The following is a 12,437-nucleotide window of genomic DNA, read 5'->3' on the forward strand; positions in this document are numbered from 1 at the left end:
CGGCGCGCGGCGCGCGCGCCGGCCGGGCCGCGCAGCCGGCCAGGGCCAGCGCGGCCGAAGCGCCGGCCAGGCCAAGAAAACGACGGCGATCCCAGGCATCGATCATGACAACTCCCGCGGTGCGAATGCCGCGATTATGCCAAGCGCGCCCTTGGCTTGGCCAAACGGCGCGGCTGCACTTTCCGGCGCGGCCTTGTACAATGCCGGGCCATGACCCGTCTCGTGTATGCCGCCCGCTTTGATTGCACGCCCGCCCTGCTGCGCGGCGCGCTGCTGCGTGGCCGCCAGGCTGGCACCACGCCCACCCTCGCCGCAGATGATTAAGCCCGGCGACCTCAGCACCCTCCCCTAACAGCGCATTTCCTCCAGGTCGTCGGGCATAGCCCGCGCCCAGCCGCGTGCCCTCGCCGGCGCGCGTGTCGTCCCGCCCCGAGGCGGGCGGTAGGAATACGCATGGACATCACCAAGGCCTTCATCAAGGCCAAACAACCCTGCGCGGACGGCTTTCGCTGGTACGTCCGCAATGCCCGCCAGGACAGCAGCTACCAGGAACTGCTCGACGCGCTGGTGGCCGACGGCCGCGTCAACGACGCCGGCTGGCTGCTTGACCAGTTCGGTCCCACCGACGCCGTCCTCACCCTGGACCACGTCAATGCCGAGGCCCTGGTCTTTGCCGGCACCATCCGCGTGCGCGGCGGCATCGAGGCCGGCAGCCTCGTGCGCGCCGGCCGCGACATCCACGCCGGCGACGGCATCACCTGCGGCGGCGCCATCGTCGCCGGCGGCGACATCAAATGCGGCGCCTCGCTGCGCGCCGAAGGCAAGCTGCAGGCAGGCGGCCTCATCCAGGCCGAATGGAATATCGAAACCGGCGCCGAACTGGCCTGCGAAGCCCTGCGCGCCGGCTGGGAACTGCTGTGCCGCGGCGCGGCCGAGGTGGGCGGCGACTGCATCGTGGGCGAATCGCTCACCGCGCTGGACGATTTCTATTGCGCCAAAGGCCTGCGCGCCGGCGGCGGCATCGACGCGGCCCAGCGCCTGCAGGCCGGGCATGGCATCGAGTGCGGCGCCGATGTGCGCGCCGGCGGCCATCTGGGCGCGGGCTGGGGCATCAAGGCGCGCGGCGACATCCTGGCCGAGGGCAGTATCCGCGCCGGCGAAAGCCTGGCGGCCGAAGGCCGCATCCAGGCCGGCGACGGCTATGGCGTCTATGCCGGCGTGGAAGTCTGCGAACACGCCTGGGAATCCAGCGCGCGCGTGCACGCCAACCGGCCGCCGCGCGAGCTGCGCAGCGGCTGGTGGGCCGGCCCCCTGCCCGGCCTGGGACAGGCGGCATGAGAATCGATGTGCATTGGGATATCGCCACCGTCGAGACCGAACTGGACGCCCTGGAAACCCGGCTGCGCGACGCCGGGCGGCTGGACCCGTCCCTGGCCCTGCCCGCGATCCTGCCCGCGCCCCTGCGGGTCTGGCGCCAGGAGGCCGATGGCGAATTCTTTTTCTATATCGAGGATGCGGACCGCGGCCTGCTGGCGGGCTGCATCATCTTCAACCGCCTCATCGAGGTCAACCGGCGCATCGACGCGGTGTTGCGCTCGCCGCACGCCCGCCTGCGCGCCGCCTACCAGCGCCGCGGCCTGGCCGCCAGCCTCTACCAGCGCGAGCTGCAAGCCGGCTATTGCCTCATGAGCGGCGCGCGCCAGTCGCCGGGGGCCCACGCACTGTGGCAGTCCCTGGCCGCCCGCCATGAGTCCGGCTATGTCCGCGTCGCCGACAAGCGCCTTTACGGCCTGCCGTGCCGTCCGGACCCGGCGACCCTGGACGACCTGCACACCCGGCGCGTCCTCTGCGGCCGGGGCTGGACGCTTGAAACCCTGCTGCGCCTGACGCCGCGGCGCGGCCAGGCGCAGTCCGGCCGGCGCCGGCAGCCCGCGCCACGCGCCGGTATCCGTCCCTGAGGCTGGCCGGCCCGGCGGGGCTGGCCGCGCGCGAGCGCGGCGCAGGTATTACAATCGGCAGATGTGGCGGCCCCGCAGCTCTCCAACCCAATAAAGGAAGCGCGTGCCGGCATGGAAGGGACGACGCTGCCCGTTCAGACGGGAGGCGCCCGCTTTTCCGCTCCCGCCGGAGCGGCCAAGCGCGCGCCGCTCGATCCGCGGCGGTTAGCGGCGGCGCGTCGACCTGCTTAACACTCCCGACAAACTCTACAGCGTATTGCGCAAAGTATGTCCGGATGCGCGCAGCGCACACGGGCAGTCAAAAAGACTATGTCTAACACTCCGAAGATTATCTATACCTTCACCGACGAAGCCCCGGCCCTGGCCACCCGTTCGCTGCTGCCCATCATCCAGACCTTCGCCAAGCCCGCCGGCATCACGGTCGAAACCCGCGACATCTCGCTGGCTGGCCGCATCATCGCCGTATTCCCCGAATTCCTGACCGATGCCCAACGCATCGGCGATGCGCTCTCCGAGCTGGGCGCGCTGGCGCTCAAGCCGGAAGCCAACATCATCAAGCTGCCCAACATCAGCGCCTCCATGCCCCAGCTCAAGGCCGCCATCAAAGAACTGCAGGCCCAGGGCTACAAGCTGCCCGACTACCCGGACGAGCCCAAGACCGACGCCGAGCGCGACATCAAGGCCCGCTACGACAAGGTCAAGGGCAGCGCCGTCAACCCGGTCCTGCGCGAAGGCAATTCCGACCGCCGCGCGCCGCTGTCGGTCAAGAACTACGCCCGCAAGCACCCCCACAAGATGGGCGCCTGGTCGGCCGGCTCCAAGTCGCATGTCGCCAGCATGGATAGCGGCGACTTCTACGGCTCCGAAAAATCCACCACCATCGCCGCCGCCGGCGATCTGTCCATCGAACTGACCGCCGCCGACGGCAAGAAGACCGTCCTGAAGGACAAGGTCGCCGTCAAGGCCGGCGAAGTCATCGATGCCGCCGTGCTGTCCACCGGCAAGCTGCGCAGCTTCCTGCAGGCCCAGATCGACGACGCCAAGAAACAAGGCGTGCTGTTCTCCGTCCACCTGAAGGCCACCATGATGAAGGTCTCGGACCCGGTCATCTTCGGCCACGTGGTCTCGGTCTTCTACAAGGACGTGCTGACCAAGCACGCCGACGCCCTCAAGCAGGCCGGCTTCGATCCCAACAACGGCATCGGCGACCTCTACGCCAAGCTGGGCAGCCTGCCCGCCGACCAGCAAGCCGCCATCAAGGCCGACATCGAGGCCCTGTACAAGACGCAGCCGGCGCTGGCCATGGTCAACTCCGACAAGGGCATCACCAACCTGCACGTGCCCAGCGACGTCATCGTCGACGCCTCCATGCCGGCCATGATCCGCGACTCCGGCAAGATGTGGAATGCCGCCGGCCAGCTCGAAGACGCCAAGGCCGTCATTCCCGACCGCTCCTATGCCGGCGTCTACCAGGCCGTCATCGAGGACTGCAAGCGCAACGGCGCCTTCGACCCGGTCACCATGGGCAGCGTGCCCAACGTGGGCCTGATGGCCCAGGCCGCCGAAGAATACGGTTCGCACAACAAGACCTTCATCATCCCGTCCAATGGCGTGGTGCGCGTGCTCGACGCCAGCGGCGCCGTGCTGCTGGAGCAGCCCGTCGAAGCCGGCGACATCTGGCGCATGTGCCAGACCAAGGACGCCGCCATCCAGGACTGGGTCAAGCTGGCCGTTGCCCGCGCCCGCGCCACCAGCACGCCGGCCGTGTTCTGGCTCGACGAGAACCGCGCGCACGACGCGCAGCTCATCGCCAAGGTCAAGCGCTACCTGAAGGACCACGACACCAACGGCCTGGATCTGCGCATCCTGTCGCCCGTCGAGGCCACCAAGCTGTCGCTCGAACGCATCCGCGCCGGCCAGGACACCATCTCGGTGACCGGCAACGTGCTGCGCGACTACCTGACCGACCTCTTCCCCATCATGGAGCTGGGCACCAGCGCCAAGATGCTGTCCATCGTTCCGCTGATGGCCGGCGGCGCGCTGTTCGAGACCGGCGCGGGCGGTTCGGCGCCCAAGCACGTGCAGCAATTCCTCGAAGAAGGCTTCCTGCGCTGGGACTCGCTGGGCGAATTCATGGCCCTGGCCGAGTCGCTGGATCACCTGGGCACCACCTATGGCAATGCCCGCGCCCGCGTGCTGGCCAAGACCCTGGACCAGGCCACCGGCAAGTTCCTGGACACCAACAAGTCCCCCGATCGCAAGGTCGGCGGCCTGGACAACCGCGGCAGCCACTACTACCTGGGCATGTACTGGGCCCAGGCCGTGGCCGAACAGACCGAAGACAAGGAACTGGCCGCGCTGTTCGCGCCGGCCGCCGCCGCCCTGGCCGCCAATGAAGCCAAGATCCTCGACGAGCTGAAGGCGGCCCAAGGCAAGCCGGTCGACATCGGCGGCTACTACCAGCCCAACGCCGACAAGGCCAGCCAGGCCATGCGCCCGAGCGCCACGCTCAACAGCATCCTGGCCTCCATCGCCTGAAGAACACTCTCGGCATGACCCCAAAGCGGCCCTCGGGCCGCTTTTTTTTGCGCCGTGTTTTTCGGCGCCGCCCTTCACGTCTTTGCACGCGGGCTTTCCCGCCCGAAACCTGAAAGAAAGCTGAATGAAAGTTATAGGTATTTTCCCGTAAATTGCCGTCAATTAGGCACTGATTGAAAGCGGAACGGAAGTTTCGGCTTTTAGACTGCACGCCTTTTCAACCTAACGTCAGCTTGGCTTAAGACGTCCGTCAGCCAAGCAAGAGGAGAGACGAGGATGCAGCAAGAGCCAAGGCCTGCCCGCCGGGAGTGGGTGGCAGGCGGAACCATGATCGTGTTGGGATTGGGCGCCTTCGCCCTGGCCACCACCTACCAGCTCGGAACACTGGCCCGGATGGGCCCCGGCCTGTTCCCCGCCATTCTGGGCGTGTTGCTGGCGCTGCTGGGCCTGGCCATCGCCCGCAGCCCGGAAGAAGACCCCGCGGAGGCCGCCGAACACCAGGCGCCCCCCCAATGGCGCGGCTGGGGCTGCATCACTGGCGGCCTGGCCGCCTTCATGCTGCTGGGCCAGTACGGCGGCCTCGTGCCCGCCACGCTGGGGCTGGTCTTCATCTCCGCGCTCGGCGACCGCCAGCACACCATCAAGAGCGCGGCCCTCCTTGCCGTCGGCGTGACCCTCCTGGGCGTCGCCATTTTCTCCTGGGGCCTGCAGCTGCAGTTCCCGCTGTTCCGCTGGGGCTGAGCACAACATGGAAATCCTCAACAACCTGGCCCACGGCTTCAGTGTGGCCTTCGCCCTGGACAACCTGCTCTGGGCAGTCTTCGGCGTGTTCATGGGCAACCTGATCGGCGTGCTGCCCGGCATGGGCGTGCTGGCCGCCATCTCCATCCTGCTGCCGCTGACCTACACCATGACGCCCACGGCGGCCCTGGTCATGCTGTCCGGCATCTACTACGGATCGCAGTATGGCGGCGGCATCACGTCCATCATGCTCAACCTGCCCGGCACGGCCTCGCACGCGGTCGCCTGCCTGGACGGCAATCCGCTGGCGCGCAATGGCAAAGCCGGCTCGGCGCTGTTCATGCTGATGTTCTCGTCCTTCTGCGGCGCATCGGTGGGCATCCTGGCGATGATTCTGTTCTCGCCCATGCTGGTGGACGTGGCCTTCAAGTTCGGCCCGGCCGAATACTTCTCGATGATGATGCTCGGGCTGCTGGCCGGCGCCACGCTGGCCAAGGGCTCCGCGCTCAAGGGCGTGGCCATGGTGGTCGTGGGCCTGCTGTTGGGCGTGGTCGGCACCGACGTCAATACCGGCACCATGCGCTTTCACTTCGGCATCCTGGAGCTCAGCGACGGGCTGCAGATCGTCGCGCTGGCCATGGGCCTGTTCGGCGTCGCGGACTTCCTGAAGAACATCAACCGCATCGGCGACGGCGGCAGCGTCGCGACCACCAAGATCAGCATGAGCGCCATGCGCCCCCAGCCCGGCGACATCAAGCAGTCGCGCGGCGCGCTGGTGCGCGGCACGGCCATCGGCGCGGCCTTCGGCATCCTGCCGGGCACGGGCCCCACGATCGCCTCCTTCATCTCCTACGCCACCGAGAAAAAAGTGGCGCGCGAACCGCAGCGCTTCGGCCGCGGCGCCATCGAAGGCATCGCGGGCCCGGAAGCCGCCACCAGCGCATCCACCCAGACCAGCTTCATCCCCACCATGAGCCTGGGCATCCCCGGCGACCCTGTCATGGCGCTGATGCTGGGCGCGCTCATCATCCACGGCATCCAGCCGGGTCCTCAGATGATGGTCGAGCATGCCGACATGTTCTGGGGCCTGATCGCCAGCTTCTGGGTCGGCAACGTCCTGCTGCTCCTGCTCAACCTGCCGCTGATCGGCATGTGGGTGCGCATGCTGACCGTGCCTTTCCGCTATCTCTTCCCGGCGGCCCTGTTCTTCGTCTGCGTGGGGGTCTACAGCACCAACAACAACCTCTTCGACGTCGGCATGGTGACCTTCTTCGGGGTGGCCGGCTACTTGCTCATGCGCCTGCGCTTCGAGCCCGCGCCGCTGTTGCTGGGCTTCGTGCTGGGCCCCATGGTGGAAGAAAACTTCCGCCGCGCCCTGCTGCTGTCGCGTGGCGAGCTGTCGGTCTTTGTCACCCGCCCGATCAGCCTGGGCTTTATCCTGGCCTGCGCCGCCTTGATCGCGTTGCTCGCCGTCTCGGCCCTGCGCCAGCACCAGCGCCGCAAGGAGCTGGCCTTGCAAGGCTGAAAACCCTGACACCTTGCGGTCGCCGTCCCTGCGCGCAGGGACGGCTTTTCAAGCGCTCCTCAGGGAGCGTTTTTTTTCGCGTGGATCCCGCCACGAGGCGGTCGATTACGGCATCCGCCGGCGCGCCTCAGAGCATCTGCCCCAGGAAGGCCTTGGTGCGCGACTGCTGCGGCGCGTCGAAGAAGGCGTGCGCCGCAGCCTCCTCGACGATGCGGCCCTGGTCCATGAAAATCACCCGGTGCGCCACTTCGCGCGCAAAGCCCATCTCGTGCGTGACCACCAGCATGGTCATATGCTCTTCGGCCAGCTGGCGCATGGTGCGCAGGACCTCCACCGTCAGCTCCGGATCCAGGGCCGAGGTCGGCTCGTCAAAGAGCATGATGTCAGGCTCCATGGCCAGCGCCCGCGCGATGGCCACGCGCTGCTTCTGGCCGCCCGACAGCCGCCCCGGGTAGTTGTCGCGCTTGTTGATCAAGCCCACCTTGCGCAACAGTTCCTCGGCCTTGGGCACGATGGCGTCGCGCTTCATGCCCTTGACCGTCATGGGCGCCTCGATCACATTCTGCAGCACCGTCATGTGCGGAAACAGATTGAACGACTGGAACACCATGCCCATCTTGCGGCAGATGCGGCGCACCTCGGCGTCCGCGGCATACTGGCTTCTTCCGCCCGGCACGGCGCGCGCGAGCGCCTCGCCCTCGACCTCGATGCTGCCTTCGTCGATGGTCTCCAGGTGATTCAGGCAGCGCAGGAAGGTGCTCTTGCCCGAGCCGGACGGACCGATCACGGCCACGACCTCGCCTTTCTGCAGGGTCAGCGACACCCCATCGAGCACCCTGGCCGCGCCAAAGGACTTGACGATGCCTTGGGCGCGGATCATGGGCGGGCTATTCGTCGTACTTGGCATAGCGTTTTTCCAGGTGCTGGAAGAACCAGGTCAGCACCAGCGTCATGATGAGATAGAAGGCCGCCGCCACCAGGAAGGGCGTAGTGCTGAAATCGCGCTGCACGATGCCGCGCGCCGTGCGCAGGATGTCGTTAAGCGCGAGCACGTAGATGAGCGAGGTGTCCTTGACCAGGGTGATGGTCTCGTTGCTCATGGGCGGCAGCACGCGCTGCACCATCTGCGGCAGCACGATGCGGCGCAGTGTCTGCAGATACGTCATGCCCAGCACCTTGCTGCCCTCGTACTGCCCCCGGTCCACCGACAGGATGCCCGCGCGGAAGATCTCGGCGAAATACGCGGCATAGTTGAGCGCGAACGCCACGATGGCGGCCGGGAAATCCGGCAGGCGCACGCCGACGACCGGCACGAAAGGCAAGGCAAAATAAATGAACAGCAGCTGCAGCATCAGCGGCGTGCCGCGCATCAGCCAGATATAGCCATTGACCAGCCTGGACAACAGCTTGAACTGGGAAATGCGCGCCAGCGCCAGGGCCAGGCCCAGGGGCACGGCCAGGGCCAGGGTAATGAAGAACAGCGAGAGGGTGACCTTGGCCCCCTCGGCCATCGGTCCCAACAGGGATATGACGTAGTCCATGCGGTAAGCGGGCGCGCGCCCGCCGGCCTTATTTGATGATGTCGGCGCCGAACCACTGGGTGGCGATGCGGCCCGAGGTGCCATCCTGCTTCATCTCGGCCAGGGTCTTGTCCAGCTTGCCCAGCAGCTCGGTGTCGTCCTTGCGCACGCCCACGCCATAATCCTCGGTGCCGAAGTTCTCTTCCAGCACGCGGTACTGCCCCTCGCGCTTGGAGGCCAGGTAACGGCCGACCACCTCATCGACGACCACGGCGTCCAGGCGCATGGCCGACAGATCCATCAGCGCGGTCACGTTGTCGCCGAACATCTTCAGTTCTTTCAGGCTCTTGAAGACGGCCTCGTCTTTCTTGATGGCGTCCACGGCGCTGCTGCCGTCTTGCGCGCCCACGACGTGGCCCGCCAGGTCGGCACGAGTCTTGATGGGCGAATTGGCGGCCACCAGGATGATCTGGTGATTGGCCATGTAAGGCGCCGTGAAGGCAATATTCTTCTTGCGCTCCTCGGTGATGGTCAAGCCGTTCCAGAGCACGTCGACGCGCTTGCCGTTGAGCTCGGCCTCCTTGGCGCTCCAGTCGATCGGCTTGAACTCGACCTCCACGCCCAGGCGGCGGGTGGCCTCCTTGGCCATGTCGATGTCAAAACCCACCAGCTGGTTCTTCTCGTCCCGGAAACCCATGGGCGGGAAATTATCGTCCAGGCCGACCACGACCTTCTTGGCCACGGCCGCGGCGGGCGCGCTGGCCTGCGGGGCGTTATCGCTCTGGCCGCAGGCGGCGAGCAAGGCGGACATCATCAAGACAGCACTGAGTTTTTTCATTTGGATAGGGCGCAAAAACGGATGAACGCCGAAGCCCCACGCTCCGGCAGCGGACCGAATCCGCCATTATATCGGTCCGGCCCCATCCCTGCCCCGGCTACGGGCGACGCAAGGCCTCGACCTGGATCTTCAGCTCCACCTCGGGCTTGAAACCCATGTCCAGCCCGAAATCCAAGCCGAAATCGCGCCGGTTGAACTCGGTGGACACATCGGCGCCGCAGACCTCGCGCTTCTCCATGGGATGCGTCATGCACTTGAAGTCGTCGATGTCCAGCGTCACGGTGCGCGTGACGCCGCGCAGCGTGAGCTCGCCCCGCGCCTTCTCCGGCTTGTCGCCGTCAAATTCCGTAAACCGCCCCTTGAAGGTGGCCGTCGGGTATTTCCGCGCATCGAAGATATCCGGCGCCACGGCATGCTTGTTCATCTCATCGTGGCCGAAATCCACCGAATCGATCTCCACGGTCACGTCGACCGTGCCGCTCCTGGCCTGGCGGTCCAGCACGATCACCCCGCTGGAGCGATTGAACTTGCCCCGCCATGTCGACAGCCCGCCCATATGGTCGGCCTCGAAACTCGGATAGGTATGGGAAGGATCGATGTCATAGGTCACGGGCGCGGCCTGCGCCGCTTGCATTGCGAAGGCCAGGCCGGCGGCCACCAAAGCCAGGGATTTCATGCGGACTCCTCGTTGGGAGGGCGGCCCCGCGGCCGCCCTTGCTCTTGGTTCAGTTTATCGTCAGACAAGTTCCCTGGGGCTTGCGCCGGGTCAAACCGGCTTTCAGTCAAAGATATCGATCATCATGCCGGCGCCCGCGCCTATCATGGCGCCCGCCGTGCCGTCGCCGCCCGAGGCCCGGTCCACGCCTCCGCCGATCAGGCCGCCGGCGGCCGTCGCGCAGCCGGCCAGCACCAGCACCAGGAGGGCCGCCGCGAATTTGGCTTTCCGCTTCATAGTCTGTCCTCCTTGCTCAACGAGCCTGCTTGACGAGATCGCGCCAGATGACGCCCATGACCGGCGTGGACTGCTTGTCCGGATGGGCGCGATACCAGGCGGTCACCCGCTCGCTCCACTGCCAGAGATTCATGCCGCTGACCGCCTCGGTAATCGCCTTGGCCGCCCCGGGCTCATCCTGGTTGCGCCGCTTGGCATAGGCGTTCTCGGCCACGATCATATTGGCCACGCCGACCAGGAAAGCGCGCCGCTCCAGGTCGGACGCCGCCAGCCAGCCCTTGCCGTCGACCACGATGGCGCTGCGTGGCGCCGGCTTGGCGGGCGCGGCCGGCGTGGCGATCTGCGCCTGCGCCGGCCCCAATACGGCGGCCAGGCAAGCGGCCCCCAGCCAGCATTGCATTCGTTTATGCATATGGACCTCCCTCTATGGACGTTTCCGGGGCGGAAACGGATAGGCCGGTGACCCGGCCCGCGAGGGGCAGCCGGCGCCGGGGCCGACCGCCCAGGAACCAGCGTGTTACCTAGGGGTTAGCCCCACTATGCCATATCCGGCCGCCAGGGCCAAAGGCCGGCGCCTGGCCGCCGGGCCCGGCCATGCCAGACGGTCCGGGGCCTTGGGGCGGCTGGGCGAATCCATGCGTTTCTGTTCGAAATCGAAACGCCCCCTTCGAGAGGCAGCGCCGCGCATGAGGCATGTGTTATCCGTCCCCTGGAAATGATCAGGCTAATTCCATTACTATCGATTCAATAGTCAGACTAAACAGTTATTACATCCATAAATGGAATAATCTTTTCAAGATTACCGGGTTTATCCTAGGTCAATGCAAGTGCACAATGCAGTCATTGGGAAACAAAAACGAACTTTGACGGTAGCTCCGCCAGGTCCGCTCCCAGGAACCTAGACCTAAAGGAAACCGCTATGAAAACCCTGACTTCCGCCCTGTTGATGTCCATGGCCATGTTGAGCGCCGGCGCCTATGCCTCGCAGAACATCGAGCCCAACAACGTCCCCTTCCAGGGCGTCTACGGCCAACAAGACCAGGCCAAGAGCAGCGCCCAGGTGAAGGAAGACCTGGCCCAGGCCAAGGCCAACGGCCAATACACCTTCGGTGAAAACGACTACCCGCCCGTCGCCGCCGTGAGCACCTCCGGCAAGACGCGCCAGCAGGTCAAGGACGAGCTGGCCCAGGCCAAGGCCAACGGTGATTACACCTTCGGCGATCTGGACTACCCGCCCCACGCCAACTAAGCGCGAGCCACGCGCGATGCAGTAGCGAGCCAGAGCAACGGCTCGCGCAGTACCTGGACCAGAGCATCGGTCCAGCGCAGTAAAAGGCCAGAACATCGGCCTTGGCCGGACGCGCTCCGGCCGGAAACGCCGGCTCCTCCGCCGGCGTTTCTTTTTGGGCGATCTGCTCTACTATGCGCGCTTGCCTGGATTCACCGAGTCGTCTCTTGCCTTCCTCTTCCCCGCCGTCCAGGGCCACGGCCATCGGCCTGCTCGCCATTGTGTGCTGGAGCGCCGCCGTCGGCCTGATACGCAGCATCGCCGAAGCCCTGGGGCCGGCAGGCGGCGCGGCCTGCCTGTTCACCGCCAGCGCCCTGCTGGTCTGCCTGGTGCGCGGCCTGCCCGCCCTCTCGCGCTTTCATCCCGTCTATCTGTATGGCTGCGGCGCCCTCTTTGCCGCCTATGAAATCTGCCTGGCGCTGGCCATCGGCCTGGCGCATACCCGGGCCGAATCGCTGGAACTCGGGATGATCAACTATCTTTGGCCCAGCCTGACCATTGTCGTGGCCGTGCTGGCGCGCCAGGCCCGCGGCAATTGGCTGCTGTGGCCGGGCGCCGCGCTGTCCTTTCTGGGCATTGTCTGGATCACAGGCGAGGGCCAGGCCCTGTCGTTTGCCCGTCTGCAGGCCAATATCGCGGGCAACCCGCTGGCCTACGGCCTGGCCTTCGCGGCCGCCGGCCTGTGGGCGGCCTATTCCGTGCTTACACGCCGCTACGGGCGCGGCGAAAACGGCGTGGCGCTGTTCCTGACGGTCTCTGCCGCGCTGTTGTGGATCCATCATGGCCTGGGCGACGAAGCCAATGTGCTCGCCGCGCTGGTGTCCCATCCCGGCGCGGCCGGGCAGGTGCTGATACTGGGGGCGCTGGTCGCCACGGGCTATAGCTGCTGGAACCACGGCATACAGAAAGGCAATATGGCCTTCCTCGCCGCGGCATCCTATTTCACGCCGGTGCTCTCGGCGCTGCTGGCCGCCGCCTGGCTGCAGCAACAGCCCGGCGCGGCGTTCTGGCAAGGCGTGGCCATGGTGACGCTGGGCTCGCTGGTCTGCTGGCAGGCCACGCGGGCACGCGCCTGAT

13 protein-coding genes are annotated in these 12,437 nt (G+C 66.5%); 7 read left to right on the plus strand and 6 right to left on the minus strand.

Annotation, left to right across the window (positions count from 1 at the left end; genetic code table 11):
* Nucleotides 1-453 precede the first annotated feature (453 nt).
* The 5 genes from AXA74_RS16180 (at nucleotide 454) to AXA74_RS16200 (ending at nucleotide 6,762) form a co-directional block, all read left to right on the plus strand.
* On the plus strand, nucleotides 454-1,338 hold the full coding sequence (locus tag AXA74_RS16180; RefSeq protein ID WP_032978502.1) for a hypothetical protein: 885 nt from the start codon (nucleotides 454-456) through the stop codon (nucleotides 1,336-1,338).
* A complete protein-coding gene (locus tag AXA74_RS16185) occupies nucleotides 1,335-1,958 on the plus strand; it encodes an N-acetyltransferase (protein WP_185843337.1) in 624 nt (207 codons plus the stop codon). The genes AXA74_RS16180 and AXA74_RS16185 overlap by 4 nt, the downstream gene beginning before the upstream one ends.
* 309 nt (nucleotides 1,959-2,267) lie before the next feature.
* Entirely contained in the window at nucleotides 2,268-4,496 is a 2,229-nt protein-coding gene (locus tag AXA74_RS16190; RefSeq protein WP_029580910.1) for an NADP-dependent isocitrate dehydrogenase, read from the plus strand.
* Nucleotides 4,497-4,772: 276 nt separating this feature from the next.
* Nucleotides 4,773-5,237, plus strand: coding sequence for a tripartite tricarboxylate transporter TctB family protein (locus AXA74_RS16195; protein ID WP_029580909.1), 465 nt, complete (start codon nucleotides 4,773-4,775; stop codon nucleotides 5,235-5,237).
* A 7-nt stretch (nucleotides 5,238-5,244) separates the two neighbouring features.
* Nucleotides 5,245-6,762, plus strand: coding sequence for a tripartite tricarboxylate transporter permease (locus AXA74_RS16200; protein WP_032956025.1), 1,518 nt, complete (start codon nucleotides 5,245-5,247; stop codon nucleotides 6,760-6,762).
* Nucleotides 6,763-6,889: 127 nt separating this feature from the next.
* On the opposite strand, the gene AXA74_RS16205 is transcribed toward AXA74_RS16200, so the two are convergent.
* The 6 genes from AXA74_RS16205 to AXA74_RS16225 form a co-directional block, all read right to left on the minus strand.
* A complete protein-coding gene (locus AXA74_RS16205; RefSeq protein WP_029580907.1) occupies nucleotides 6,890-7,642 on the minus strand; it encodes an amino acid ABC transporter ATP-binding protein in 753 nt (250 codons plus the stop codon).
* Between the two features lie 7 nt (nucleotides 7,643-7,649).
* On the minus strand, nucleotides 7,650-8,303 hold the full coding sequence (locus AXA74_RS16210; protein ID WP_029580906.1) for an amino acid ABC transporter permease: 654 nt from the start codon (nucleotides 8,301-8,303) through the stop codon (nucleotides 7,650-7,652).
* Nucleotides 8,304-8,331: 28 nt separating this feature from the next.
* The gene (locus AXA74_RS16215; protein ID WP_029580905.1) at nucleotides 8,332-9,120 is read right to left on the minus strand and encodes an amino acid ABC transporter substrate-binding protein; all 789 of its coding nucleotides are present in this window, start codon (nucleotides 9,118-9,120) and stop codon (nucleotides 8,332-8,334) included.
* A 97-nt stretch (nucleotides 9,121-9,217) separates the two neighbouring features.
* Nucleotides 9,218-9,796 (minus strand): YceI family protein, encoded by a 579-nt coding sequence (locus AXA74_RS16220; protein ID WP_032956029.1) that lies wholly within the window; start codon nucleotides 9,794-9,796, stop codon nucleotides 9,218-9,220.
* 102 nt (nucleotides 9,797-9,898) lie between these two features.
* On the minus strand, nucleotides 9,899-10,072 hold the full coding sequence (locus AXA74_RS24245; protein WP_155271634.1) for a hypothetical protein: 174 nt from the start codon (nucleotides 10,070-10,072) through the stop codon (nucleotides 9,899-9,901).
* A gap of 16 nt (nucleotides 10,073-10,088) precedes the next feature.
* Nucleotides 10,089-10,484: a hypothetical protein gene (locus tag AXA74_RS16225; protein WP_169800083.1), complete on the minus strand. Its 396-nt coding sequence runs from the start codon at nucleotides 10,482-10,484 to the stop codon at nucleotides 10,089-10,091.
* Between the two features lie 507 nt (nucleotides 10,485-10,991).
* On the opposite strand from AXA74_RS16225, the gene AXA74_RS16230 reads away from it, so the two are divergent.
* Both AXA74_RS16230 and yddG read left to right on the plus strand, forming a co-directional pair.
* Nucleotides 10,992-11,321: a DUF4148 domain-containing protein gene (locus AXA74_RS16230; protein ID WP_029580902.1), complete on the plus strand. Its 330-nt coding sequence runs from the start codon at nucleotides 10,992-10,994 to the stop codon at nucleotides 11,319-11,321.
* A 206-nt stretch (nucleotides 11,322-11,527) separates the two neighbouring features.
* Nucleotides 11,528-12,436: an aromatic amino acid DMT transporter YddG gene (gene yddG / locus AXA74_RS16235; protein WP_032978493.1), complete on the plus strand. Its 909-nt coding sequence runs from the start codon at nucleotides 11,528-11,530 to the stop codon at nucleotides 12,434-12,436.
* Nucleotide 12,437 lies beyond the last annotated feature (1 nt).

This window comes from Bordetella hinzii LMG 13501 (assembly GCF_001548475.1).
GTDB classification, from domain to species: Bacteria; Pseudomonadota; Gammaproteobacteria; order Burkholderiales; family Burkholderiaceae_B; genus Bordetella; species Bordetella hinzii.